The sequence below is a fragment of the Burkholderia sp. AU27893 genome, assembly GCF_002223205.1.
In the GTDB taxonomy this organism is placed as follows: domain Bacteria; phylum Pseudomonadota; class Gammaproteobacteria; order Burkholderiales; family Burkholderiaceae; genus Burkholderia.
This window is the reverse complement of sequence record NZ_NKFD01000004.1, coordinates 2,701,085-2,726,738: the sequence shown is the minus strand read 5'-3', so window position 1 is coordinate 2,726,738 and position 25,654 is coordinate 2,701,085. Positions and strand designations below refer to the sequence as shown.

General features: G+C 67.2%; 26 protein-coding genes and 2 pseudogenes. 12 read left to right on the top strand and 16 right to left on the bottom strand.

Going from position 1 to position 25,654, the window contains the following annotated elements; all coding sequences use genetic code 11:
• Positions 1-61: 61 nt before the first annotated feature.
• Positions 62-949, bottom strand: coding sequence for a transporter (locus tag CFB47_RS32210; protein ID WP_089463479.1), 888 nt, complete (start codon positions 947-949; stop codon positions 62-64).
• A gap of 360 nt (positions 950-1,309) precedes the next feature.
• Between CFB47_RS32210 and CFB47_RS32205 the strand changes: the two genes are divergently transcribed.
• A complete protein-coding gene (locus CFB47_RS32205; RefSeq protein WP_089463478.1) occupies positions 1,310-2,284 on the top strand; it encodes a helix-turn-helix domain-containing protein in 975 nt (324 codons plus the stop codon).
• A gap of 153 nt (positions 2,285-2,437) precedes the next feature.
• Here the strand turns inward: CFB47_RS32205 and CFB47_RS32200 are convergent.
• The 5 genes and pseudogenes from CFB47_RS32200 to CFB47_RS32180 form a co-directional block, all read right to left on the bottom strand.
• A pseudogene (locus CFB47_RS32200) lies at positions 2,438-3,528 on the bottom strand (porin).
• Positions 3,529-3,703: 175 nt separating this feature from the next.
• Entirely contained in the window at positions 3,704-4,426 is a 723-nt protein-coding gene (locus tag CFB47_RS32195) for an SDR family NAD(P)-dependent oxidoreductase (RefSeq protein ID WP_089463477.1), read from the bottom strand.
• Positions 4,404-5,525: a 2,3-butanediol dehydrogenase gene (locus CFB47_RS32190; RefSeq protein ID WP_089463476.1), complete on the bottom strand. Its 1,122-nt coding sequence runs from the start codon at positions 5,523-5,525 to the stop codon at positions 4,404-4,406. Before CFB47_RS32190 ends, CFB47_RS32195 begins: the two co-directional genes overlap by 23 nt.
• A gap of 1 nt (position 5,526) precedes the next feature.
• The gene (locus CFB47_RS32185; RefSeq protein WP_089463475.1) at positions 5,527-6,831 is read right to left on the bottom strand and encodes an MFS transporter; all 1,305 of its coding nucleotides are present in this window, start codon (positions 6,829-6,831) and stop codon (positions 5,527-5,529) included.
• Between the two features lie 18 nt (positions 6,832-6,849).
• Complete coding sequence (locus tag CFB47_RS32180; RefSeq protein ID WP_089443698.1) at positions 6,850-7,383, bottom strand: 2,4'-dihydroxyacetophenone dioxygenase family protein; 534 nt, start codon at positions 7,381-7,383, stop codon at positions 6,850-6,852.
• 178 nt (positions 7,384-7,561) lie between these two features.
• On the opposite strand from CFB47_RS32180, the gene CFB47_RS32175 reads away from it, so the two are divergent.
• Positions 7,562-8,554 carry a helix-turn-helix domain-containing protein gene (locus CFB47_RS32175; protein WP_089463474.1) on the top strand — a complete coding sequence of 331 codons (993 nt, stop codon included), beginning with the start codon at positions 7,562-7,564 and terminating at the stop codon, positions 8,552-8,554.
• A 77-nt stretch (positions 8,555-8,631) separates the two neighbouring features.
• Here CFB47_RS32175 and CFB47_RS32170 read toward each other — a convergent pair.
• The 3 genes and pseudogenes from CFB47_RS32170 to CFB47_RS32160 all read right to left on the bottom strand — a co-directional run.
• Positions 8,632-8,772 (bottom strand): annotated as a pseudogene (locus tag CFB47_RS32170) (GMC oxidoreductase); the annotation flags it as partial.
• A gap of 120 nt (positions 8,773-8,892) precedes the next feature.
• Positions 8,893-9,840: an aldo/keto reductase gene (locus tag CFB47_RS32165; RefSeq protein WP_089463473.1), complete on the bottom strand. Its 948-nt coding sequence runs from the start codon at positions 9,838-9,840 to the stop codon at positions 8,893-8,895.
• Between the two features lie 378 nt (positions 9,841-10,218).
• A complete protein-coding gene (locus tag CFB47_RS32160; RefSeq protein ID WP_089443687.1) occupies positions 10,219-10,839 on the bottom strand; it encodes a LysE/ArgO family amino acid transporter in 621 nt (206 codons plus the stop codon).
• Positions 10,840-10,949: 110 nt separating this feature from the next.
• Here CFB47_RS32160 and CFB47_RS32155 point away from each other — a divergent pair, with 110 nt between their 5' ends.
• Positions 10,950-11,843, top strand: coding sequence for a LysR family transcriptional regulator ArgP (locus tag CFB47_RS32155; RefSeq protein ID WP_089443686.1), 894 nt, complete (start codon positions 10,950-10,952; stop codon positions 11,841-11,843).
• Positions 11,844-11,894: 51 nt separating this feature from the next.
• On the opposite strand, the gene fnr is transcribed toward CFB47_RS32155, so the two are convergent.
• From fnr to CFB47_RS32140, 3 genes are all read right to left on the bottom strand, one after another.
• Positions 11,895-12,641 (bottom strand): fumarate/nitrate reduction transcriptional regulator Fnr, encoded by a 747-nt coding sequence (gene fnr, locus CFB47_RS32150; RefSeq protein ID WP_059523493.1) that lies wholly within the window; start codon positions 12,639-12,641, stop codon positions 11,895-11,897.
• Positions 12,642-12,744: 103 nt separating this feature from the next.
• Complete coding sequence (locus CFB47_RS32145; RefSeq protein ID WP_089463472.1) at positions 12,745-13,212, bottom strand: universal stress protein; 468 nt, start codon at positions 13,210-13,212, stop codon at positions 12,745-12,747.
• 576 nt (positions 13,213-13,788) lie between these two features.
• Positions 13,789-14,199, bottom strand: coding sequence for a DUF3005 domain-containing protein (locus CFB47_RS32140; protein ID WP_089463471.1), 411 nt, complete (start codon positions 14,197-14,199; stop codon positions 13,789-13,791).
• Positions 14,200-14,476: 277 nt separating this feature from the next.
• On the opposite strand from CFB47_RS32140, the gene CFB47_RS32135 reads away from it, so the two are divergent.
• Complete coding sequence (locus CFB47_RS32135; RefSeq protein WP_011356723.1) at positions 14,477-14,710, top strand: hypothetical protein; 234 nt, start codon at positions 14,477-14,479, stop codon at positions 14,708-14,710.
• A gap of 137 nt (positions 14,711-14,847) precedes the next feature.
• The gene (gene epsC, locus CFB47_RS42080) at positions 14,848-15,768 is read left to right on the top strand and encodes a serine O-acetyltransferase EpsC (protein WP_089463470.1); all 921 of its coding nucleotides are present in this window, start codon (positions 14,848-14,850) and stop codon (positions 15,766-15,768) included.
• A 43-nt stretch (positions 15,769-15,811) separates the two neighbouring features.
• On the opposite strand, the gene CFB47_RS32125 is transcribed toward epsC, so the two are convergent.
• From CFB47_RS32125 to CFB47_RS32115, 3 genes are all read right to left on the bottom strand, one after another.
• The gene (locus tag CFB47_RS32125) at positions 15,812-16,615 is read right to left on the bottom strand and encodes an SDR family oxidoreductase (protein ID WP_089457253.1); all 804 of its coding nucleotides are present in this window, start codon (positions 16,613-16,615) and stop codon (positions 15,812-15,814) included.
• Positions 16,615-17,247 (bottom strand): GTP cyclohydrolase I FolE, encoded by a 633-nt coding sequence (gene folE, locus CFB47_RS32120; RefSeq protein WP_089463469.1) that lies wholly within the window; start codon positions 17,245-17,247, stop codon positions 16,615-16,617. The genes CFB47_RS32125 and folE overlap by 1 nt, the downstream gene beginning before the upstream one ends.
• A gap of 96 nt (positions 17,248-17,343) precedes the next feature.
• Positions 17,344-18,270 (bottom strand): LysR family transcriptional regulator, encoded by a 927-nt coding sequence (locus tag CFB47_RS32115; RefSeq protein ID WP_089443679.1) that lies wholly within the window; start codon positions 18,268-18,270, stop codon positions 17,344-17,346.
• Positions 18,271-18,386: 116 nt separating this feature from the next.
• Here CFB47_RS32115 and pobA point away from each other — a divergent pair, with 116 nt between their 5' ends.
• From pobA to CFB47_RS32080, 7 genes are all read left to right on the top strand, one after another.
• Complete coding sequence (pobA, locus tag CFB47_RS32110; RefSeq protein ID WP_089463468.1) at positions 18,387-19,619, top strand: 4-hydroxybenzoate 3-monooxygenase; 1,233 nt, start codon at positions 18,387-18,389, stop codon at positions 19,617-19,619.
• Positions 19,620-19,760: 141 nt separating this feature from the next.
• Positions 19,761-20,477, top strand: coding sequence for a 3-oxoacid CoA-transferase subunit A (locus tag CFB47_RS32105; protein ID WP_039344485.1), 717 nt, complete (start codon positions 19,761-19,763; stop codon positions 20,475-20,477).
• An 11-nt stretch (positions 20,478-20,488) separates the two neighbouring features.
• Positions 20,489-21,145: a CoA transferase subunit B gene (locus tag CFB47_RS32100; RefSeq protein ID WP_089463467.1), complete on the top strand. Its 657-nt coding sequence runs from the start codon at positions 20,489-20,491 to the stop codon at positions 21,143-21,145.
• 88 nt (positions 21,146-21,233) lie between these two features.
• On the top strand, positions 21,234-22,607 hold the full coding sequence (locus CFB47_RS32095) for a 3-carboxy-cis,cis-muconate cycloisomerase (RefSeq protein WP_089463466.1): 1,374 nt from the start codon (positions 21,234-21,236) through the stop codon (positions 22,605-22,607).
• Positions 22,607-23,392, top strand: coding sequence for a 3-oxoadipate enol-lactonase (gene pcaD, locus CFB47_RS32090; protein WP_089463465.1), 786 nt, complete (start codon positions 22,607-22,609; stop codon positions 23,390-23,392). Before CFB47_RS32095 ends, pcaD begins: the two co-directional genes overlap by 1 nt.
• A 10-nt stretch (positions 23,393-23,402) precedes the next feature.
• Entirely contained in the window at positions 23,403-23,789 is a 387-nt protein-coding gene (pcaC, locus tag CFB47_RS32085; protein ID WP_046548861.1) for a 4-carboxymuconolactone decarboxylase, read from the top strand.
• A gap of 184 nt (positions 23,790-23,973) precedes the next feature.
• Entirely contained in the window at positions 23,974-25,332 is a 1,359-nt protein-coding gene (locus tag CFB47_RS32080; protein WP_089463464.1) for an MFS transporter, read from the top strand.
• Positions 25,333-25,392: 60 nt separating this feature from the next.
• Here the strand turns inward: CFB47_RS32080 and CFB47_RS32075 are convergent, their stop codons facing one another.
• Positions 25,393-25,641, bottom strand: coding sequence for a hypothetical protein (locus CFB47_RS32075; RefSeq protein ID WP_046548863.1), 249 nt, complete (start codon positions 25,639-25,641; stop codon positions 25,393-25,395).
• Between the last annotated feature and the right edge of the window lie 13 nt (positions 25,642-25,654).

The window sequence follows — 25,654 nt, the reverse complement described above, 5'->3', positions numbered from 1 at the left end:
CGGCGCAGGGCTGACCTGCGCTGACTTCGCGTCGGGCGATGCCGACGCGGTTTCGTTCGAATCAGAGCGGAAACACGGCCTTGAGCCAGAACGCCGCGCCTTCCGGGCGGTTTCGCACATCGGTTTCCGTCTGGTATTTGGCGGTCACGAACCAGCCCTTCCCGCTGTCGTACTTGATCGACGGGCCGATCGCGAACGCACGGCCGCGATTGCCGGCGATGGTTTGCCCGGCCTGTGAGTCGTCCGTCATCTGCCGGTAGATATAGCCGCCCGCGCCGACCGTCAGCCCGTTGCCGATACCCCAGCCCGCCAAATAGTCGACGATGAATTCCTGGCCGGACCGGTAGTCCGTCGCGTGGTTGCGCTGGTTGAAGGTCCACATCAGCTTTGCATCGAACACCGGCCCGGTACGGCCGCCATACGAGATCCCCGCGATCGGCTGGATCGCCCAGACGTGTCGGCCGATGTTGGCCAGGTCGCTTTTGTCGTAACGGCCAGTCGGCGCGAAGAAATCGACGGCGAGCAGCGTGTGGAGCGTCGGCGTGACGTGCCAGCCGAGCGCCGGCCCGAACGTCATGTCGCCGACACCGGTCCGCCGCTGCGATTGCCCGCCCGCGTGCACGTCGAGCGTGACGAGCGGAAGCAGCGCATGCATGGCCAGCGACGCGCCGGCAAACGTGTAGGGCGTGACCCACACGATCCGTGGCGTCACCGAATAGGCAGTGATGCCGAAGTCCGGCGGCGCGACGTTGCGGCCGTCGTTGTCGCGCAGTTCGCCGGCGTGGTAGCGCTCCGCGTAGATCAGTGCATAGAGCCCCGGCGGCGGCAGTGCGCAGCACAGGTAGCCTTCCGCCCCGGTCGGATAGACGGAGCCGCCGCCTTCGGTTGCGTGAGCGCCGTGCGCGACGACAAGCGCGGACAGCATCACGGAAAGGGATCGTCGTTTCATCGGTTGTCTCCTCCTGCGGCGCACGGCCGGAAGCCGTCTTTCCGCCCGTCAGCAGGGTGCCGCGCCAGTTTTTCGCTCGCATGTGTTTGCGTGCAGAGCCGTCAGGAGTGCGGTGCATCTAGGGGAAATCTTTACAGCGTCAGGTAGCCTTCCGGCCACCCATGGGAGTTGTGCGAATGGTCTTTCGCATCGATGCGCCGTACGCTACGAGCCGATCCCCTCTCATCGGTGCTAGCCGGGCGCGTGTCGTCGCACATGACCGGAAGTCGGGCGAGTTGATCGTCGCGCCCGCTGCATGCGCAGGCAGGCGGCCACGCAACGGATGTACTTGAAAGCCGGATTTTTCTGGAGGCGAACGTCATGATCGATTCGGAAGCGCATCCGACGCTGCAGGCGGCCGGCGTGTCGTGCTGGTCGGAGCAGATCCGGCATCGGTTCTTTCCGCTGGAGCTGAACGCCGGCGCGTCCGGCGAATTCGATGCGAGCGTCGACGTGTTCGATCACGCGCGCTGCCGCGTGGCGCGCGTTGCGGCCAGCGCGCACAGCGTCTCCATCGGGCGCGACGCCTGCAAGACGCTGAAGCACCGCTATATCAAGGTGATCTGGCAACTGAGCGGCGTGGCGAGGCTCGAGCAGGGGGCGTGCGAAGTGATCGTGCCGCCCGGGCATTTCACGCTGTACGAGGCGAGCAGCCCATACTGGATTCAAAACGACGCACACGGCGAATTCGTCACGATGCTGTGCGAAGTGGCCGACCATGACGTGCTGCTGGCGTTGGCCCGGCAAGCGATCGGCCGCGCGATGCCGACGACGGGCGGCGCGGCCGTGGCGCTCGCGAGCCTGCAGGCGATGATCGCCGAGGGCCGGCGCATGAATCCGCGCAGCCGCTTCGGCGTGCTGGAACTGGTGGCGACGTTGCTCGCCGAGACCATCGATTTCGCGGACGGCACGGCGCCCGCTTCGCGGCGCAAGATCCGCGAGACGTTGCTGCGCGACGCGCAGCAATACATCCATCGGCATCTGGACGACGGCGAACTGTCGCCCGATCGTATTGCCGCCGCATTGAAGGTGTGCCGCCGCACGCTTTACCAGGCATTCGAATCGATCGGCGAGCGGCCGCAGGCGATGATCCAGCGCCTGCGGCTCGAGAAGTGCCACGAAGTGCTGTCGCAAACCGGCGCCGACGGTGCGAGCATTACGCGCCTCGCGCTGCAGTCGGGGTTTTCCGATCCGGCGTATTTCGCGCGCCTGTTTCGCCGGCGCTTCGGCGTCACGCCGTCGCAGTGTCGGGATGCGGCGATGCAGGACGGGGGCGGTGCGGGATCGTCGGGTTAGTCGCGGTGTGCATTCGTTGCGATTCGAACCGACTCGATCGGAGGATGGCCGGCAGCGTGTGACGACGAACGCGGCAGCGCGGGCCGACTCCGCGCCTGCGTCGTCAGGCGATCCAGACACAGGGTCGCTGCCAGAATCCGCCGAGAAGGCGGCCTAGAACCGCGTGCTGAACCCGACCCGCGCGATCGACTGCAGCGCGCCGCTCGACGCGCCGTTCGCATCCATCACGCCATTGATCTGCGCGTTGCTGCCGTGGTTCGCGCGCTGATGCACGCCCGCGACGTACACCATCGTGCGTTTCGACAGCCAGTACTGGACGGCGGCGAGCACCTGGTGCGCGTGCGCGTTGTCGAGCGTGTCGTTGCCCTTCATGTACGTGTAACTCGTGCCGATCACCCACGCCGGCGATGGCCGCCATGCGGCACCGGCTTCCGCCGACCACGCACCCGCGCCGTTCTGCGCGTTGCGTACGGTCGTGAAGAGCGCTTTCGCGGTGACCGTGCCGAGCGTGTAGTGCACGCCCGCGCCCCAGTTGCGCACGCTGGTCGGCGGCAGCCCGTCCGTCGCGCCGTACTTCTGGTTCGTATAGGCTGCGCCCGCGCCGAACGGGCCGTTGTCGTAGCTCGCGCCGACGCTGACCGTGTTGTTCGCGCCGACCGACCCCGCGACGTTCCCGAAGCCGTACAGCGCGCCGACGGTAAGGCCCGACAACGACGGGCTCGTGTACTTGACCGAATTCGCGACACGATTGCTGCCCGCGACGCGATCCCAGTCGAACGCGCCGGTCGGATTGTTCGGCAACGCGAGCTTGTCGAACGGCCCGTTGCGAAAGCCGTACAGGCCGACGAGATCCTGCGCGATCTCGTTGCCGCTCGCGGCCAGCGAATCGACCATGAACTCGTACTGGTTGCCGAGCGTCAGCGTGCCGTACCGGTCGTTCTGCAGCCCGACATAGGCCGTGCGTGCAAACAGCCCGCCGCCGATGATCGAGCCGTTGCCGAGCGAATACTGGTTGACGAGCCGGAAGATCGCGCGCGTGCCGCACCGAGATCCTCCTTGCCTTCGAAACCGAGCAGGTTCGGGAAGAAGATGTTGTCGTCGAACTTCGCGGCGCCGTGGCCGCCTTGATTGCTGACATAGCTGATGCCGGCATCCATCAGCCCGAACATCGTCACGCTGCTCTGCGCGAACGACACGACGGGAATGGTGCATGCCGCAAGCGCCAGAAGGGTCCTTTTCGTCATCTCCAATGTGCTCCTCACATGCTTCCGATCGAGTCGGATATTTTTGATTGGACTACTGATTGATATGAACAAAGTTGAGCCTGACGAATCCCGGCTCAGTGACAACCGAAGGAAATCGATGTGTGACGGGCATCGGCAGCAATCGCGGGCGTGCCGATGCCCGCTCGGCAGCGCACTAGACCGTCGAATACCCGCCATCGACCGGCACGACCGCGCCGGTCACGAACGACGCGCTGGGCGAGCACAGGAACAGGATCACGTCCGCGACTTCGTCGGCCGTGCCCCACCGCCCGAGCGGCGTGCGTTCGAGGATGCGCCGCGACGCCTGCATGTCGGCCATCAGGCCGCTGCTGAGCGGCGTATCGATCCAGCCGGGTGCGACGGCATTCACGCGAATGCCGCGATCGGCCCACGCCTGCGCGAGCGAGCGCGTGAGTTGTGCGATGCCGCCCTTGCTTGCGCTGTACGCGGGCCGGTCCTTGCTGCCGAAGTACGTGTACATGGACGCGACGTTGACGATGCTGCCGCCGTGCGCCGACAGCGCCGGCCGCGCGGCGTCGGAGGCACGCATCACCGAGGTCAGATTCACGTTCAGCACGAGCTCGAACTGGTCCATCCGGTATTCGTCCGCGTGCCGGCTGATGCCGACCCCGTTGATGAGCACGTCGAGCCGCGGCAGCGCCGCGATCGTGCTCGTCAGCGCATCGCTGTCGGTCACGTCGAGTTCCACGCAGCGAACAGCCGCATGCACGGGCGCGTGCGGGCCGGCTGCATCGAGCCCGAGCGCGACGACCGACGCGCCGGCTTCCGCGAACCGCATCGCCGTGCGCGCACCGATGCCCGACGTGCCGCCCGTCACGACGACGGACCGGCCTTCAAACGCCCACTGACGACTCATGCTCGACGCTCCCGATGGTCTGTGCGCGACGGGCCGGCCGTTGCGCGGGTGAAACGAGGATCTTGATTTGCGCGCGGTCGGCGAGCAGCGCGTCGAAGCCGTCGGCAACGGCGTCTTCGAGCGACACGGTGCGCGTGACGATCGACGTGAGGTCGAGCGCGCCCGTCGCGACGATGCGCAGCAGGTCTTCGTACGCATGCCGGTAACCGACGCTCGCCGTGAAGGTCAGCTCGTCGTTGACCGCGCGGAACGCGTCGAAGCCGGCATGCGGCATCAGGCCGACCATCACGACGCGGCCGCCCTTGCGCAGTGCCCCCATCGCCGATTCGAACGTGGCCGGCAGCCCGGCGGCTTCGAAACTCGCGTCGACGCCGAGCCCGCCCGTGACCGAGCGGATCGCGTCCTGCAGCGCGGATGCACCGAGTGCGCGCGCGTCGAAGATATGCGTCGCGCCGACGCGCGCGGCCGCCGCGAGCCGTTCGGACGAGACGTCGACGGCCACGATCGTGGTCGCCCCCTGCAGTTTCGCGAGCATGATCAGCAGCAGGCCGATCGGCCCGAGGCCGAACACCGCACAGGTTTCGCCGAGCCGCAGTTCGCCACGCCGCAACGCGTGCAGCGCGACGGCCGCCGGCTCAATCACCGCGGCCTGTTCGAGACTCACGCCGTCAGGCAGGCGATGCAGCATGTACGCCGGCACGACCGCGAAGTCGGCCATGCCGCCGTCGCCCATTAACCCGGCGAAACCCATCGATACGCACAGGTTGTACGACCCCGTGCGGCAATACGCGCACTGGCTGCAGCGATACTCGGGCTCGACCGCGACGCGATCGCCCGCGCGCAGCGCCGTCACGCCTTCGCCGACTTCGACGACGGTGCCGCAGAATTCGTGGCCGAGCGTCAGCGGCGCGGTGCGGCGCGACAGCGGATGCGGCGTGTCGACCGGAATCGCGTGCGGGCCGTCCGCATATTCGTGCAGGTCGCTGCCGCAGATCCCGCAGTACGCGACCGCGATGCGCACGTCACCGGGGCCGACGCGCGGTGTGTCGATTTCCACGAGACGGACGTCGCGCGGGCCATGCCATTGAAGTGCCCGCATGTCAGTGGCCTCCGAAATTCTGTGCATCGAGATGGCTCGCAGCCGAGCCGGCGAGTGCGCGCTTGCGCAGCACGGCGGGCGCGGTCTCGACGAGGCCGAAGGACAGCACGCACGCGAGGATCGCGCCGGCAGCCGACGTCCACATCGCGAACTGCAGGCCGTACGTGTCCGCCGCGAAGCCGGCGACGGTCGGTGCAACGAAGCCGCCGATCAACTCACCGGCACCCATGATCAGGCCGAGCGCGCTGGCGATCGCGCGCGGCGGCACCGTTTCGGCCGGGATCGTCGCCATGAACAGCGTGAAGCAGCCGAGGCCCGTGTACGTGGCGAACACGAGCGCGCCGAGCGCCCACAGCGAGCCGGCATGGATCATCACGACCGGGCACGCGGCCGCGATCAGCGCGAACGCGATCATCGTCGGCTTGCGGCCGATCCGGTCGGAGATCGCCGGCACCGCGAAGCCCCAGAACACCCACGCGGCGCCGAGGCAGGTCATCACGACGCCCATGTCGGACGGCGAAAGATGGCGGCTTTCCACGAGGAACACCGGCGCGAACGAGATGATCACCACGAACCACGTGAGAAAGAAGCAGCTGATCAGCACGCAGAGCAGGATGTTGCGCTCCTTCAGCAGCGCCCATCGATTGACTGCCGCGCCGCTCGCGGCCGGTGCGCCGGCGGGTTCGGCCTGCGCGTGCCGCACGCCGCCGGGCGGCGCCTCGCGCACCCAGCGCCAGATGCAGAATGCGATCAGGACGCCGGGAATACACGACACGTAGAATGCCTCGCGCCAGCCGTACGTGGTCGCGATGCCGATGACCACCGGCGGGCCGATCATCGCGCCGAGCAGGCCGGCAGCGGAGCCTTGCAGCAGGCCCATGTTCAGCCCGCGGCGGCTCGGCGTCGAGCTTTCGACCATCAGCGATTGCGACAGCGGCAGCACGGGGCCTTCGGCGATGCCCATCAGCGCACGGAACGCGATCAGGCTCGCGAAGCCGCCGACGAGCCCCGACAGCGCCGAGCACGCGGAAAAGCCGAGTACGGCCGCGATCAGCAGCGGCTTGCGCGTGCCGCGCGCATCGGACCACGCGCCCGTCGCGGCGCCGGACAATGCCCACGTGAGCGCGAGTGCGGACGACACCATGCCGAGCTGCGTGTTCGTCAGGTGGAGCTCGGCCGACATGAACGGGAACAGGAACGACAGCGCGAGGCGGTCGAAGAACACGAAGCCGAACGTCATGAACAGGATCAGCAGCAACCTGTTCTCGTACGTCCACGCGGATCGGGAGGAGGTGGAGGATGTCATGATGAGCCTCGCCGCACGTCAGCGGAACAGCTTCTCGATTGCTTGCGCGCCGAGGCCGACCCGCTCGTAATGCGCCTTGCACATCGCGATGTACGAATGCACGTCGAAGTAGCCGTCGGGGTTGCCTGCTTCGTCGAGCCAGATCAGCGGCCCCTTGACGATGAAGAACGCGCGCATCGGCTCCGGGTGATCGAACGCGACGAGCGTGTGGCCTTCGCCCGGCGTCTCGTACACGAAATCGCCGCGTGTCGCGGTCCATTCGTGCTCCAGATAACCCCACTTGCCTGACAGCGTGTAAGCGAACACCTCGTGCGGGTGATAGTGCCGGTTCACGAGCCCGGCTTCCTTGGCCATCAGGATGTCGCACCATTTGTTCTGCGACGGGGAGATCCACAGCGGCCGCGACGAAACCGTTTCGGTGAACGGAACGTAATAGCGCTCGTCGTCGGTGGCTGCGTCCGCGATGTACGCTTCGGGCAGTGCATCGGGCTTGAACGGATTGGCAATCGGCGGGATGTTTTGCCAGAATTCGGCTACGGCTTTGTCGACCACGGTTTGTCTCCTTGGGTATCGGTTGTCGTGGGCTCGACTTTAGCCAGCCGGTGCGCGCCGCTCTTGACTGGGCTGGACGAATTGCTTGACCGCGCCGGACATTGCATCGCACCAAAATCCAGACGAACCATCCCCCAATCCGTGCCGCTCCGCACGACAGGCGCCCGCAGGAGGCGACGTGACGAATTCGACCGTTTTTTCCCGCACGCGAGGCTCGACGGCCGACGTGCCGGCGCGCGACAGGATGGCGTACTGGGATGCGTTCAATGCGGCGACGCTGGTCGGGCTGCGCTGTTCGTCGCTGTCGCCGGCCGGGCTCGAGGTCGAGAAGACCGACATCGCGTTGCCGGGCCTCGGCATCGCGGACATCAGCGGCCAGGATCACGTGATCGAGCGCAGCCCCGCGCTGGTGCGGCAGTTGCCGAAGGAGTCGCTGTTCGCGTGCCAGATCCTGAGCGGGCGCGCATATTTCATCCAGCGGGACCGTTGCCTGCTCGCGGACGCCGGCGATGTCGTCGTCTACGACACGCGCGTGCCCTATCTGTTCGGATTCCTGACGCCGATGCGACAGCTGCTGATCGATATCCCGATTACGACGTTCGACGACCGGCTCGATGCGGAACTGGCGGCGCTGCCGCTGCGGATCGCGCCGAAACCGGGCGCGGGCGCGATGCTCGGCGCGACGTTGCGCGCGAGCGTCGAGCGCTTCATGAAGGATCCGGTCGAGCGTGACGCCGCGCGGTTCGCCGAACACACGCGCACGCTGATCGCGGAACTCATCGATGCGGAGGTGAATGGCGCGGGCGCGTCGCGTGCGTCGCTGTCGTATCTGCTGACCGCGAAGCAGTACATCGCGACGCATCTGGGCGACCCGGAACTCGGGCCGCAGGCCGTCGCCGATGCGGTCGGGCTGTCGTTGCGGCATCTGAGCCGGCTCTTCGCGGCCGAAGGCGAGTCGATCACGCAGCACATCTGGTCGGAACGGCTGTCGCATGCGTATCGCGAGCTGACCGATGCGCGGCTGCGCAAGACGAGCGTCGGCGAAATCGCGTTTCGCTGGGGCTTTTCGAGCCAGGCTCATTTCAGCCGTGCGATTCGCGAGCGCTATGGCGCGTCGCCGATGGCGCTGCGCGAGGCGGTGCGGGCGGACGGGGGTGATTCCGGCAGGTGATGCGGATGGAGCGGCGGCGCGTGTTTCACGCGCCGTTTTTATTGTCGGGAAGGAAAACGCCCGCGCGCCGCGTTGCGTTACTCTGCCAGCATGAATTCGGCGCAGCGCTCCGCGATCATGATCGTCGGCGCGTTCGTGTTGCCGGACACGATGCGCGGCATCACCGACGCATCGCAGATTGTGCGGCGGGCCACCCGGACCCGAGCCGTTGTATCCACCCGCCGTTCACGAATGACCCGCCCCCGCGAAGGCTGTGATGCGAGCGCGCACACGATACCGGCCGATCGCGGAGCCGCGCAGAATGCACGATCCGATCGACCGGCTCGCTACCACTAACTTCAGCCTGCGCTCGCCTCGTCGATCCGGCGAATGTCATCCTGATCGAGCTGAACCCGGATCGCTTCGCCGAGCGATGCCAGCTGCGCCAGCGACGTCGCGCTGGCGATCGGCGCGGTGATCGTTGGCCGCGCGATCTGCCATGCAAGCGCGATCGCGGCCGGCTGCGTGCCGTGCTTCTCGGCTACCGCATCGAGTGCCGCAAGAATACGCAGCCCGCGCTCATTGAGATACCCGGCGACGCGATCGCCGCGCACGCTCTTCTTCAGGTCGGCCTCGCTGCGGTACTTCCCCGACAGGAATCCGCTCGCGAGCGCATAGTAGTTGACGACCCCAAGCTTCAGGTCGCGCACGACCGGTTCGAGATCGCGCTCGTAGTCGGCGCGGTTGAGCAGGTTGTATTCGGGCTGGATGACCTGGTACGCGGGCAGCCCGTCGCGCTTGCTGATGTCGGCCGCTTCACGCAGCCGTGCGCCGCTGTAGTTCGATGCGCCGATGATCCGCACCTTGCCCGCGTCGATCAGCGTTTGATAGGCGCCGAGCGTTTCTTCGAGCGGGGCCGTATCGGCGAGGTCGCGATGCGAGAAATACAGGTCGATGTAGTCGGTCTGCAGGCGACGCAGCGAATCGTCGGCGGCTTTCAGGATGTTGTCGCGGGTCAGCCCCGCGCGCGCGGCGAGCAGGCCGACCTTGGTCGCGATCACGACCTGCTCGCGCTTGCCGGAACGCTTGAGCCACTTGCCGATGATCGTTTCCGACTCGCCGCCGCTGTTGCCGGGAACCCAGGCCGAGTAGACGTCGGCCGTGTCGATGAAGTTGATGCCGGTGTCGGCGAGCGCGTCGAGCAGCGCAAACGACGTGTTCTCGTCGACGGTCCAGCCGAAGACGTTGCCGCCGAACGCGAGCGGCGAAACCTGGATGTTAGATGTGCCGAGGGTGCGTAGTGCCATGTTCTGCTCCGATATCTGCGGGTGACGGAATGGAACTGCGGGATGGGCCGAGACGATCACGGCGAGACGACGGGGTACGTGGTGCGGTCACGCCGTTGTCGCGGGACGCAGGACATTCTCGCCGATCGCTTCGAATCGTGCAGGCGGCGCATCGTCGCGATGGCGGACGGCATGACGCGGATGGCGGACAACCCGTCCGCTGTGTGGGTGTTTCGCGTGGTTGCGTTCGATCGGGAACCGATTTTTTGTCGCGGCTGGCGCGAGGTGACGCGCAGCGGTGGGTGGCGGGCGGCGGGCGGGAGCGTGGATGCTCCGGCATTGCGCCGAAGCGGGCGGGACGACGGGCGGCAAGCGGCCGCCCGCGCATTGGCGAGCCGGTCAGCGCAACTGCACCGCCGCGAGAAACAGCACCATGCTGCCGATCGCGCCATCCAGCACACGCCACGCCGTCGCCTTGCGGAACCACGGCGCCAGCAGTCGCGCACCGTAGCCGAGCCCGAGGAACCACACGACGCTGACCGACATCGCGCCGATCGCGAACGCGAGCCGCGCGCCTTCCGGCTCGCGTGCGCCGGCCGTGCCGATCAGCAGGAACGTGTCGAGATACACGTGCGGGTTGAGCCACGTGAACGCGAGCGTCATCAGCACGATCGCGAGGCCGCTCTGCGGCGGCGGCGCGACCGCGTCGCCGCGCACGTCGAGCGTTTCGTGGCCGGGCTTGAACGCGCGGCGCAGCGCATTGATGCCGAACCACGCGAGATACGCGAGGCCGACGTACAGCACCGCATGGACGAAGGTCGGATAGCGTTCGACGAGCGCCGACGCGCCGCCGACGCCCGCGCCGATCAGGATCATGTCGGACAGTGCGCACAGCAGCACGATCTTGCCGACGTGCGAGCGCATGATGCCCTGCCGCAGCACGAATGCGTTCTGCGCGCCGATGGTGACGATGAGTGAGCCGCAGAGTGCGGCGCCGTGGGAAAAAGCGAGCCAGTTCATGATGGGTGACAGCAGTGGAAGCAGTAGACGAATGAATCGGGTAGCGCTAGTCTGCGGTCAGCCTGAAAATAAGAGAAGCTAAATCACCTAATGCCGATTAAGGAAATCTAATGCTCGACTACGCGTTGCTCGATGCCCTCGCGGCCGTGATCCGGCACGGCTCGTTCGAGCGGGCGGCCAAGGAGCTGAATGTCACGGCGTCGGCCGTGTCGCAGCGCGTGAAACTGCTCGAGGAGCGGGTCGGCAGCGTGCTCGTCAAGCGCGGGCAGCCATGCGTCGCGACGACGTCGGGCGCGCTGCTGTGCCGGCATACCGAGCGCGTGCAACTGCTCGAGGCCGAACTGGGCGGCCGGATGCCCGCATTGCCGGGCCAGATCGCGAGCACGTGGCCGACGTTGCGCGTGGCGGTCAACGACGACAGCGTCGCGACGTGGTTCATCGACGCGGTCGGGCCGTTCTGCACGGAGCGCGAAACGTTGCTCGACCTCGTGATCGACGACCAGGATTACACCGCGTCGCGCATTCGCGACGGCAGCGTGCAGGGCGCCGTGACCGCGCAGGCGGAGCCGATCCAGGGGTGCCGGTCGGAGCGGCTCGGGCGCATCCGCTATCGAGCGGTGTGCTCGCCGGCGTTTTACGAACGCTACTTCGCCGCGGGCATCACGCGCGATGCGCTGCGCCGCGCGCCGTGCGTGATGTTCAATCCGAAGGACGGGCTGCAGGCGCGTTTCATCCGGCGCGTGACGCGCGCGGATCTCGATCCGCCGCAGCACTGGATACCGCATGTCGCGGGCTACCTGCGTGCGTGCGAAACGGGATTGGGATGGGGGATGTGTCCGGACCGGATGGTCGACCGCCAACTGGCGGCGGGTGAACTGGTCGACATGTCGCGCGGGCGAACGATCGACATCGACCTTTACTGGCAGAGCTGGCGTTTGTCGATCGGCTGGCTCGACGATTTCAGCGCGGCGCTGAAGGCGCGCGCCGCGCTGTTTCTCGATTGACCGATCGCGTGACGCAGGCGGCGCGCGAGGTGCGCGCTGTGCGGCGTCACATCAGACGTGATGCAAGCCGTCGAAATCGACGATCTGGACGTGGCGGCCCTGCATCTCGATCAGGCCGCGCTTCTGGAATTTCGACAGCGTGCGGCTGACCGTTTCGAGCGTCATGCCGAGGTAGCTGCCGATGTCTTCGCGCGTCATCCGCAGATTGAATTCCGACGGCGAGTACCCGCGCTTCAGGTAGCGCGACGAGACGTCGAGCAGGAACGCGGCGACACGCTCTTCGGCATTCAGCGAACCGAGCAGCATCGTTTGCGACGTTTCGCGCACGATCTGTTCGCTCATCAGCTTGTGCATGCGCAACTGCATCGAACCGGCTTCCGAGCACAGTGCCTTGAGCGCGCTGTACGGAATCACGCAGACCGAGCTGTCTTCCAGCGCGACCGCGGTGCGCGGATGCGTGTCGTCGCAGATGCCGTCGAGGCCGAGCGCTTCGCCGGCGAGATGCAGGCCGGTGACCTGCTCGCGGCCGTCGTGGCGCGTCGCGACGGTTTTCAGCGAGCCCGAGCGCACGGCGTACAGGTTGTCGAATGCGTCGCCTTCGCGGAACAGCGCTTCGCCGCGCTTGACGGGGCGCGCCGCGCAGATGACCGACTCGAGGCGGCTGAGCGCTTCGGGTGCCAGGCCCTGCGGCATGCACAGGTGCCGCATGGCGCACGTCGAGCAGTGCGCGGCCTGGCGAGGAGCCCAGCTGCCGGCATGAGGCGTGGCGGCGGGACGTGTGGCGACGGGCGTCAGCATGATCGTTTACTCCGGCGTTGAATCGACGGAATCATTGTCCCACCGCAACTTGCTGCTGTCGGGTGACAAAACGTCGCGACTGCCCGCGCATGCCGAACGCTGCTTACGCGGCCGTTTCGTCGACGTTGGCGGCCGCCGGAATCAGCAGCACGGGCAGCGTCGCGTGGCGCACGCACTGCTCGGCGATGCTGCCGAGCACGAGGCGGCGGAACCCGCGGCGGCCGTGCGTGCCGAGCACGATGAGATCGGCATCGAACGCTTTCGCGCCCTCGAGGATCAGCGACGATACGTCGTTGAGCGACGTTGCTTCGCCCAGCTTCGTCTCGCCCTTCACGCCCGATGCCTGCATCAGCGCGGTGAAATCCTTCGCGAGTGCGTTGCCCTGCGCGACGAGCTGATCGCGCAGCACGGACGGATCGTAGCCGGGCACGTTGTAGTAGATCGCGGCGTTCTCGACGACGTAGAACGGTTGCAGCTCGGCGCCGTGCGATTTCGCGAGCGCCAGCGCGGCATCGAACGCATGGCGGGACGTGTCGCTGCCGTCGACGGCAACCAGAATACGCTTGTACATAGTGTCTCCGAGTGGCGGGTTGAAACGAAGTCGGCCGGATGGCCGTTGGGGCTGGGCAATGCGCAATGCTGCGAGGCAGAGTAAACCAACGGCCGGGACTTTGCAGTGAGGTGCCGGTCGTGCCGCCCGGCGGCGCCGCTGCCGTTGCCGCGGTGCATGGCCACGCACCTACGCATGCTGCGACACGCGACGCGTGTCGTGCGACGTGGCGGCCGCTGTTGTCTGCGGCGGGAAGGCATGTGCGCGCATCGGTGTCGCGTGTGGCGCACGCATACGCCGCGCCGCGCACGCCGATCACATCGACACGACACGACACGACGGTCACGCGGATGCATTGCCCGCATCGCCATTCAAGCGCAACCGCGCCGTTTCGACATGACCTCGATCAACGCATGTGCGTCAGTGCAATTCACGGCGTGCATGGTGCCGCCCGCGCTGCTGCGCGGAATCATTCGTTCGTGCATCGTGCGGTTGCCGGCACACGATCGGCGCACGGTCGCGTACGCCGATCCCCGGCCATCGGCTGTCGGCCGATACCGATCCGCAAACGAACGACCGATTCAAACGCCGCGCCGGCTATCTCGGCACGGCCGTCAGCTCGAAGACGCGCTCCGGCCGACGCTGGTGGCCGGGCCAGTACGTGCTGCCGTACATCCGGTGGACGGGGCCGAACAGCGCGTCGCTCGTGGGCGGCGGCGCGTCGAAGCCCTTCTCGATCACCATGTAGCCGGCGCGCAGCGCGAACGCCGGATGATTGCCGCCGGGGCGGCTGTCGAAACCGGCGAAGCCGTCGCCGGCTTCCGGCATCGCATTGACGAGCGACGCGTTGCTGCGCGTGATTTCGTCGGGCGAGATCGGCCCGCCGCCGGCGAGGCGCGACGCCTCGCGGTTCTTGCCGTCGGTGTCGACCGTGCTGTCGTGCGTGGCGTCGTTGTCGAGCTCGATGCTGCGCGGACGCGAACGACCGGTTTGACCGGATGATTCCATCGCGGCTCTCCTCGCGGCGAAGCGTTCCGGATCGAAGCAAATCCCGTTCCGGGCATGACGGGAAAAGGCGCGCGGGCGATCGCCGCGGTCGCCCGACGCGCACTGATTTGTCGTGATTTATTTCAGCTAGAAGACGCGTTTTCTACAGAGTATGATTCTTTTCCTGCGAAGCGGCGACAGGGGATTCAGTCGCGCCGCCTCTGCCCGCACCGGGGGGCCGAGCACCCTTAAAGACGGGTAGTGAACAACAAAGCAAGGGACTAGAGGTGGCGGATTCATGCAAGCGACTACTGCCTTCACGCACCGCGGTTATCTGTTGAACTGCGCGCCCGCGCGCGCCAGCGACGGTTCGTTCAAGCCCTACGTCGTGATCTCCCGATCGAGCGACGGGGAACTCGTTGCGAACCGATTTTTCCCGATCGAGCTCCAGTTCAACGACGAAGGCGACGCGATCGCGCACGCGCGCGACTGGGCCGTGCGATGGATCGACGCGAGCAGCATCACGATCTGACGCCGTCGCGATCCCGTGCCATCGTCCGTCCGGCCGAGCCCCGGCGTGCCGCTCCCGGACAAAAAACGCGGTAATCTTGCGGAACCCGTCACTTTATTAGCGGCCGTGCGACCGAGCGCGGCCGCCTGCATTGGCATATGTCGACATCACCCGCCCGTCAGTGGGGCCTTGAAGAAATCGTCGCCGGCTTGCGCGAGTCGCGCGAGGAACTCCATCGCACGCGCCATCCGCGCGGCATTCGCGAGCTGCCGTCGCGCGATGCGATCTGCAAGATTGTGACCGGCCTGCGCGCGTCGATGTTTCCGACGCACTACGGCGCAGCGGATCTGACCGACGAAAGCGTCGACTTCTACGTCGGCCACACGCTCGAAAGCACGCTGCGCATCCTGTCCGAACAGATCCGCCGTGCGTTGCCGTTCCTGCCCGAGCATGCCGATACGCCGTTCGCCGAGCTCGACGAACGCGCGTTCGAAATCGCGCGCGAATTCGGCCGGCAGTTGCCGGCGATCCGCGCGCTGCTCGTCAGCGATATCCAGGCCGCGTATGCGGGCGATCCGGCCGCGCAGCACATCACCGAGATCCTGCTGTGCTACCCCGGCGTGCTGGCGATGATGCATCACCGGCTCGCGCATGCGCTGCACCGGCTGGGCGTGCCGCTGCTGGCGCGGTTCATCAATGAAATCGCCCATTCGGCGACCGGCATCGACATCCACCCGGGCGCGCAGATCGGCCCGAGCTTCTTCATCGACCACGGCACGGGCGTCGTGATCGGCGAGACGGCGATCATCGGCGAGCGCGTGCGCGTGTACCAGGCCGTCACGCTCGGCGCGAAGAGCTTCCCCGCCGATGGCGAAGGTGCACTGGTCAAGGGCAATGCGCGGCACCCGATCGTCGAGGACGACGTGGTGATCTACGCGGGCGCGACGATTCTCGGTCGCGTGACGATCGGGCGCGGCTCGGTGATCGGCGGCAACGTGTGGCTCACGCACAGCGTGCCGCCCGGCACGAGCGTCGCGCAGGGCAAGGTGCGAGAAGGCGGGAGCGCCGACAAGCCGTAACGCGGCGCGCGCCCGACAGCCGCCGGCCGTCGACGCGCACCGGTCAGTGCTTGCCGTCGGGCGCGCGGTGCTTGTACAGCACGTCCTGGTCGACGCGGATCAGGTTCTGCCCCGCATCGACGACGAAATCCACGCCGTTGTACGCGTTGCCCGTCAGCATCAGGATCGCGCTCGCCACATCGTCGGGGCCCGCGATGCGCGCGAGCGGCGTCGAGGCGCGGCTCGCGTGCTCGAAGTCGGCCTGCGTCTGGTCGTCGCTCGGCAGCATCAGCCCGGGGAACACCGCATTCACGCGCAGCACCGGCGCGGACGACAGCGCGAGCATCTGCGTGAGGTTGCCGAGCGCGGCCTTCGCGACCGTATAGCTGAAATGGTCGCGGTGAAAGTTTTCCTTGATCTTCTGGTCGACCACGTTCACGACGACACCCTGCGCGCCGGCCGCGCGGGCCCGTTCGTAGAACGCGCGCGTGAGCAGGATCGGCGCGCGGCAGTTGACGGCCCACGCCTGGTCGAACGCCGCGAGGTCGAAGCTCGGGAAATGGTCCTGCCAGAACACCGACGCGTTGTTGACGAGCACGTCGAGGCGCCCGAAGCGCGCATACACCTGGTCGATCAGCGCGGTGATCTGCGCGGCATCCGACAGGTCGGCCTGCAGCGCGACCGAATCGTGGCCGCGCTCGGCGATCGCACGGGCCGCCGCCTGCGCGGCATCGGCCGAACGGTCGTAATGCACCGCGGTGCGATAGCCGTGCGCGGCGAAATACTCGGCGAACGCGCGCCCGGCCCGGCGCGCGGCGCCGGTCACGAGCACGACGGGCGCGTGCGCCGCTTGCTTCGTTTGCTCCATTACGTATTCGTCAGATTCACGGAAGAAGGATTCGCGACGATCGACAGGAATTCGCGCCGCGTCGACGGATCGGTGCGGAACGTGCCGAGCATGCGCGACGTGACCATCTCGACGCCCGGCTTGTGCACGCCGCGTGTGGAAATGCACTGGTGCGCGGCCTCGAGGATCACGCCGACGCCCTTCGGCTGCAGCACGTCGAACAGCGTGTCGGCGATCTGCACGGTCATCTTTTCCTGGATCTGCAGGCGCTTCGCGAACGCGTCGACGAGGCGCGCGAGCTTCGAGATGCCGACCACGCGATGATTCGGCAGATACGCGACGTGCGCGCGGCCGATGATCGGCACCATGTGGTGCTCGCAGTAGCTCTCGAAGCGGATGTCCTTCAGCACGATCATTTCGTCGTAGCCGTCGACTTCGCTGAACGTGCGCGCGAGGATGTCGCGCGGCTCCAGCGCATAGCCGGCGAAGAACTGCTCATAGGCGCGCACGACCCGTGCGGGCGTGTCGATCAGGCCTTCGCGCGCGGGATCGTCGCCGGCCCAGCGCAACAGCACGCGAACGGCGTCTTCCGCTTCTTCGCGGCTCGGTCGGGATGCGATCGGCTCGGGCCGCGCGGACTTCTTTTTAGCCATCTATTTGCTCCATCGAATGCCGCCGCCGGAGCGGCGCGGAATCCGGGCATTGTTTCATGCTTTCGCGGGGCGCGTGTGCGGCCCGGGGCCCGGCCCTCACTTCGGCCATTCGTCCTGCTCGTCGTTGAACAGCGACGCGACGACGCCGCGCAGCCACGCGGTGCGCGGATCGTTGTGATACTTGCGATGCCAGTGCTGCTTCAGGTCGAAGCGCGGCAGCGCGAGCGGCGGCTCGACGGGCACGATGAACGCGTGTTCGGCCGCGTACGCATAGCCGATCGCATGCGGCACCGTCGCGATCAGGTCGGTGCGGCTCAGGATGAACGGCAGGCTCATGAAGTGCGGCGTCTCGAGCACCGCGCGGCGCTGCATGCGCTGCTTCGCGAGGTATTTTTCGAGCACTTCCTGGCTGCGGCCTTCGGCGCGCACCACCGCGTGCCCGCACGTGAGGAACTGCTCGACCGTGAACGGCGGCGCCTGCTCGAACGGATGGCCGCGCCGCATCAGGCACACGAACCGGTGCGTGAACAAGCGCTGCTGGAAGAAGTTGTTGCCGTCGAGATCCGGGAAGTAGCCCACCGCGAGATCGATCGAACCGGCTTCGAGCCCACGCCCGACTTCGTCGTGCGCGAGCGAGACCGAGCGCAGGTTCGCGTGCGGCGCGCGCGTCGCGAACGCCTGCAGCAGCTTCGGCAGGAACACGATCTCGCCGACGTCCGACAGCGCGATCGAGAACGTATGCGTGCTCGCGACCGGGTCGAAGTCGTGCGGCGCGACGAGGCCGCGCTCGATCTGCGCGAGCGCGTCGCGGGCGGCCGGCAGCAGCGCGAGCGCACGCGGCGTCGGCTCCATCCCGCGCGACGTGCGCACGAACAGCGGATCGCCGAAATACTCGCGCAGGCGGCCGAGCGCCGTGCTCACGCGCGGCTGGCTGACGCCGAGCAGGTCGCCCGCGCGGCTCACGTTGCGCGTGTCGTCGAGTGCGACGAGGTAGGGAATGAGGTTCAGATCGAGCGCATCCATCGCCGGGCCAGTATCGTCAAAACGTATACAACATATCTCCTGAATCGCATTGCCGCATAGTCGGGAAAGCGCTCAAATGGGTTCCATTACTCGAACCAATGTTCAGGAGACGAACAATGCGCACCCAAGTCGCGATCATCGGCGCCGGCCCGTCCGGCCTTCTGCTTTCCCATCTGCTGCGCCTGCAAGGCGTCGATTCCATCCTCGTCGAAGCGCGTTCGCGCGAATACTGCGAGAACCGCATTCGCGCCGGCGTGCTGGAGCAGGGCACGGTCGACACGCTGAACGAAGCCGGCCTCGGCGACCGGATGCGCCGCGAAGGGCTCGAACACCACGGCATCGAACTGCTGTTCTCGGGCCAGCGCCACCGCATCGACCTGTCCGAGCTGACCGGCGGGCGGGCGATCACCGTCTACAGCCAGCACGAAGTGGTACGCGACCTGATCGCGGCCGGCGTCGAGCATGGCCACGCGATGCACTTCGAGGTAAGCGACGTCGCGCTGCACGACGTCGAGGGCGAGCACCCGTTCGTCACGTTCAAGCACGCCGACGGCCGCGACGACCGCATCGACTGCGACTACATCGCCGGCTGCGACGGCTTCCACGGCATCGCGCGCCAGACGATTCCGGCCGAGCGGCTGAACACGTTCGAGCGCGTCTATCCGTTCGCGTGGCTCGGCATTCTCGCCGACGCGGCACCGTCGCTCGACGAGCTCGTCTACGCGCATCACGACAACGGTTTCGCGCTGTTCTCGATGCGCTCGCCGACGGTCACGCGCCTGTACCTGCAGTGCAAGCCCGACGAAGACCTCGCCGAATGGTCCGACACGCGGATCTGGGACGAACTGCACACGCGTTTCTCGAACGACACGGGCTGGACGCCGACCGAGGGCCGGATCACGCAGAAGAGCGTGACGCCGATGCGCAGCTTCGTGTCCGAGACGATGCAGCACGGGCGCCTGTTCCTTGCCGGCGACGCCGCGCACATCGTGCCGCCGACCGGCGCGAAGGGGATGAACCTCGCGGTGGCCGACGTCCGTGCGCTGTCCCGCGCACTCGGTGCGCGCTACCGCAACGGCGACGCGACGCTGCTCGACACGTATTCCGCGACCTGCCTCGAGCGCGTGTGGCGCGCCGAGCACTTCTCGTACTTCATGACGAACATGCTGCATTCGTCGCCGGAAGATTCGCCGTTCGTCAATCGCCTGAAGTTTGCCGAGCTGAAATACGTGACGCGCTCGCGGGCCGCCGCGCAGTCGCTCGCCGAAAACTACGTCGGCTTGCCGTTCGACGACGCGGCGACCCCCGAGGCAACCCGCCTTGACAACGCGCTGTGCGCGACTCTATGATCGGCCATCGTTCGCTAATCGAATCTAGGTTCGAATAGCGAACAAAACCGGGGTCGACATCGGCCCCGGCGCGGCACGCGGCACGCGCGTGTCCCCTCGACAGGCCGCGCATCGAGCCGCGGGTTCGTATCAGGAAGAGACATGGTCAACAAGATTTTCGAATCGCTTCAGTCGGCGGTGGCCGACATCCACGACGGCGCGACAATCATGATCGGCGGCTTCGGCACGGCAGGCATGCCGTCCGAGCTGATCGACGCGCTGATCGAACAGGGCGCGCGCGACCTGACGATCGTCAACAACAACGCGGGTAACGGCGAGACGGGCCTCGCGGCGCTGTTGAAGGCGAAGCAGGTGCGCAAGATCATCTGTTCGTTCCCGCGCCAGAGCGACTCGCAGATATTCGACGGGCTGTACCGCGCCGGCGAGATCGAGCTGGAACTCGTGCCGCAGGGCAACCTCGCGGAGCGCATCCGCGCGGCGGGCGCCGGCATCGGCGGCTTCTTCACGCCGACCGGCTACGGCACCAAGCTCGCGGAGGGCAAGGAAACGCGCGTGATCGACGGCAAGCCGTATGTGTTCGAGACGCCGATCCACGCCGATTTCGCGCTGGTGAAGGCGTACAAGGGCGACCGCTGGGGCAATCTCGTGTATCGCAAGACGGCACGCAACTTCGGGCCGATCATGGCCAGCGCCGCGAAGGTGGCGATCGTGCAGGTGTCGGAAGTCGTGCCGCTCGGCGCGCTGAACCCGGAACACATCGTGACGCCGGGCATTTTCGTCCAGCGCATCGTCGAGGTGCCGCAGGCCGCGCACGCGGCCGAGCTGGCCGCCGAACACGCCACGTCCCAAGCCGCCTGAGGAGACCCGACATGAAACGACTGACCCGCGATGAAATGGCCAAGCGCGTCGCCCAGGACATCCCCGAAGGCGCGTACGTGAACCTCGGCATCGGCGTGCCGACGCTGGTGGCGAACCACCTCGACCCGAGCAAGGAAATCTTCCTGCACAGCGAGAACGGGCTGCTCGGCATGGGCCCCGCGCCCGCGGCCGGCGAGGAAGACGACGAACTGATCAATGCCGGCAAGCAGCACGTGACGCTGCTCACCGGCGGCGCGTATTTCCACCACGCGGATTCGTTCGCGATGATGCGCGGCGGCCACCTCGACTACTGCGTGCTCGGCGCGTTCCAGGTATCGGCGAACGGCGACCTCGCGAACTGGCACACGGGCGCGCCCGACGCGATTCCGGCGGTCGGCGGCGCGATGGACCTCGCGAGCGGCGCAAAGCAGGTGTTCGTGATGATGGAGCACCTGACGAAGCAGGGCGAAAGCAAGATCGTCGCGCAGTGCTCGTATCCGGTCACCGGCGTGCAGTGCGTGAGCCGCATCTATACGGATCTCGCCGTGCTCGACGTGACGGCCGACGGCCTGGCGGTGAGCGAGATCTTCACCGACCTGTCGTTCGACGAACTGCAGAAGCTGACCGGCGTGCCGCTGATCGACGCGACGCAAAAGGCCGCTGCCTGAACCCCGAGCGTGCCGGCGCGTGCGCTTGCGCGCAGGCCGGCACGCTTGGGTGGACAATAGGCGCACGCCGTTTCCCCTATCTGATGCCATGCTCGAAGACAGCGCCCGCCTGACCTCCCTCATCTGCGGCACCGAGCCGCTCAACCGGATCTGGTCGCCCCGCGCGACGATCCAGCGGATGCTCGACGTCGAGGCCGCGCTCGCGCGTGCGCTCGCCGCGCAGCAGGTGATTCCCGCATCGGCGGTCACGCCGATCGAACGCGCATGCGAAGCCAGCCGGCTCGACGCCGACGCGCTCGCGCACGGTGCGGCGCTCGGCGGCAATCTCGCGATTCCGCTCGTCAAGCAGCTCACCGCTCAGGTGAAGGCCGACGACCCCGAGGCCGCGAAGTTCGTGCACTGGGGCGCGACGAGCCAGGACATCATCGATACCGCCACCGTGCTGCAGTTGCGCGACACGCTCGACGTGCTCGAACCGATGCTCGACGAAGCATGCGCATCGCTCGCGGCGCTCGCGCGCACACATCGCGCGACGCCGATGATCGGTCGCACGTGGCTGCAGCAGGCGCTGCCGATCACGCTCGGCCTGAAATTCGCGCAATGGCTCGATGCGCTGCTGCGCCATCGCGCGCGCTTCGCCGAATTGCGCGAACGTGCGCTCGTGCTGCAGTTCGGCGGCGCGGCCGGCACGCTCGCGAGCCTGCGCGAGCACTCGGCCGGTGTCACGGCCGCGCTGGCGGCCGACCTGAAGCTCGCGGCGCCGGCGGTGCCGTGGCACACGCAGCGCGACCGCATCGCGGAAGCCGCGTCCTGCTTCGGGATGCTGACGGGCACGCTTGGCAAGATCGCGCGCGACGTATCGCTGCAGATGCAGACCGAAGTCGGCGAGCTCGGCGAGCCGGCCGCCGCCGGCAAGGGCGGCTCGTCGACGATGCCGCACAAGCGCAACCCGGTCGGCTGCGCAGCCGTGCTGACGGCTGCCGTGCGCGCGCCGAATCTCGTCGCGACGGTGTTCGCGGGCATGGTCCAGGAGCACGAGCGCGCGCTCGGCGGCTGGCAGGCCGAGTGGGATGCATTGCCCGATCTCGCGCGCCTGACCGGCGGCGCGCTGGCGCAGATCGCGCAGATCGTCGCGGGCCTCGACGTGAACACCGAACGCCTGGCCGCGAACCTCGACCTGACCCGCGGGCTGATTCTCGGCGAAGCGGTGATGCTCGCGCTCGGCGACAAGATCGGCCGGCTCGACGCGCATCACGTCGTCGAACACGCGTCGAAGGAAGCCGTGCGCACGGGCGCGACGCTGTTCGACGTGCTCGCCGCCGACGCGACCGTGTCGGCCCACCTGTCGCGCGACGCGCTCGCGCGGCTGCTCGATCCCGCTCATTACGTCGGCGAGGCGCAGGCCTACGTCGACGCCGTGCTCGCGCTGCATGCGGGCACGCAATCACCAGGAGAACATTGATGCCTTTCGCCACTGTCAACGGCGTGAAACTGCATTACCGGATCGACCGTGCCGCGCGCGACGACGCGCCGTGGCTCGTCTTCTCGAACTCGCTCGGCGCCGACCTGCAGATGTGGGCGCCGCAGATCCGCCCGCTGACGCAGCACTTCAACATCCTGCGCTACGACACGCGCGGCCACGGCCATTCCGATGCGCCGGCCGGTTCGTACACGATCGAGCAGCTCGCCGGCGACGTGATCGGCCTGCTCGACCACGTCGGCATCGCCCGAGCGCATTTCTGCGGGATCTCGATGGGCGGGCTGACGGGTGCGGCGCTCGCCGCACGCTTCCCGTCGCGCATCGTTCGCGCGGTGCTGTCGAACACCGCCGCGAAGATCGGCTCGCCGGAAGTGTGGGCGCCGCGGGCGCAGAAGGCGCGTGCCGAAGGGATGGCCGCGCTCGCCGACGCCGTGCTGCCGCGCTGGTTCACCGACGCGTTCGTCGAACGCGAGCCGCGTCTGTTCGATGCGATCCGCGACACCTTCGTGCATACCGACAAGGACGGCTATGCGGCGAACTGCGACGCGCTGAACGCAGCCGACCTGCGCGAAGAGGTGAAAGGCATCGCGCTGCCGGTGCTCGTCGTGACCGGCGCGAAGGACATGTCGACGCCGCCCGACCAGGGCCGCGCGCTGACCGCCGCGATTCCGGGTGCGCAGCACGTCGAATTCGACGCCGCGCATATTTCGAACATCGAGTGCACCGACGGCTTCAACCGCGCGCTGCTCGATTTCCTGACTGCGTGAGGCACCGGCGATGGATGACCAGGAACGTTATGAAGCAGGGATGAAGGTGCGTCGCGCGGTGCTCGGCGACGCGCACGTCGACCGTTCGCTCGAGAACCGCACCGAGGTGACCGACGAATTCCAGAACCTGATCACGCGCTATGCATGGGGCGAGATCTGGACGCGCGACGGCCTGCCGCGCCATACGCGCAGCCTGCTGACCATCGCGATGATGGTGGCGCTGAACCGCGGCGAGGAACTGGCGCTGCACCTGCGTGCCGCGCGCAACAATGGCGTGACGCGTGACGAGATCAAGGAAGTGCTGCTGCAGACCGCGATCTATTGCGGGGTGCCGGCGGCGAATTCCGCGTTCCATCTCGCGGACAAGATCTTCAAGGAGCAGGATGGGGCCGCCTAGGTGCGGCCGGTTAAGTACCTGTAGTCCGATGTTGAGTCGAGGCCCGCGGATGGTTCGCGGGCCTCGGCGATGAATGAACGTGCCGGCAGAGCATCGGCGCGCGGCGCACCGGATGGCCGGTGCGCGAATAAAGGCAAGACGTGGTTCCGAGGCCGCGTCGCTTGTATATATCAGGAGACTCGCGATGAATCGCACACCCGTGGTCGATGTCCAGACCTTCATCAACGAGCAGCCGTTCGGCGGTTTTCAATGGCTCGTATTCCTCATGTGTTTCGTGATCGTGCTGCTCGACGGCTTCGATACGGCTGCGATCGGCTTCATCGCGCCGTCGCTGCTCGGCGAATGGAACCTCACCAAACCCGATCTCGCACCGGTGCTGAGCGCCGCGCTGTTCGGTCTCGCGTGCGGCGCGCTCGTGTCGGGCCCGCTGTCCGACAAGCTCGGGCGCCGCTCGCTGCTGCTCGGCTCGGTGTTCCTGTTCGGCGTCGCATGCCTGATGTCCGCCTTCTCGACGACGATCGGACACCTGACGATCCTGCGTTTCATCACCGGCGTCGGGCTCGGCGCGGCGATGCCGAACGCGGTCACGATGATGGGCGAGTTCTGCCCGGACAAGCGCCGCGCGACCGTGATCAACCTGATGTTCTGCGGCTTCCCGCTCGGCGCCGCGTTCGGCGGATTCCTCGCCGCATGGATGATTCCGCATTTCGGCTGGCGCAGCGTGCTGATCCTCGGCGGCGTGACGCCGCTGCTGCTCGGCGTGCTGTTGCTGCTGAAGATGCCGGAATCGGTGCGCTTCATGGTCGCCAACCACCACGCCGTCGACAAGGTTCGCGCGACGCTCGCGCGTATCTCGCGCGATGCGCTGAACGCCGGCTCGTTCGCGCTGACCGAAGCCGCGCCGCAGACCGGCAGCAAGGGCCTCGGCGTCGTGCTGTCGCGCTCGTACATCGTCGGCTCGGTGATGCTGTGGCTCGCGTACTTCATGGGGCTCGTGATCTTCTACGCGTCGATCAACTGGATGCCGATCCTGCTGAAGGATGCCGGCCTGACGCCGAAGAGCGCGACGCTGATCTCCGCGCTGTTCCCGCTCGGCGGCGTCGGCGCGGTGCTGTGCGGCGTGCTGATGGACCGCTTCAACGCGAACCGCGTGATCGCGGTGTGCTACGCGCTGACGGCGGTGAGCGTCTACGCGATCGGGCAGGCGGCCGGCAACGTCGGGCTGCTCGTGCTGGTCGTGTTCGTGGCCGGTGTGCTGATGAATACCGCGCAATCGTCGATGCCGGCGCTCGCCGCCGCGTTCTATCCGACCGAGGGGCGCGGCACGGGTGTCGCGTGGATGCTCGGCGTCGGCCGCTTCGGCGGGATTGCGGGATCGTTCCTCGTCGCCGAGCTGACGCGCCGGCATTTCTCGTTCGCGGGCGTGTTCGCGACGATCGCCGTCGCGGGCTTGCTCGCGTGTGTCGCACTGCTGATCAAGCAGATGGCGCGGCCGCATGACGTGACGCAGCCGGCAGGCAAGATTGAATCGCTCGGGCATTGAGCGAAGCGCGGGCCGGTGCGATGCGCCGGCCCCCTGGGACGGCGGCCGTCGGGCCGCCGGCTATTCCTCCGTGTCGTGTTCCCTCACGAAGTTGCGCAGATACGCGCGCAGCGCGGCCTCCCGGCCGCGATGATCGGCGAGGTTCGCGGCGCCCATGTCTTCCTCTTCACCGAACATCGTCGGCGGCGCGCTGTAGATACCGATCTCGATGTCCTCGCGCAGCACGCGAATCTCGTGCGTGAGCGGGTGATACTCGGCGATCCAGTGCATCCCCTCGATGTGCTCGCCCGCCCTCAGCAATGGCTTCATCGACACTCTCCCG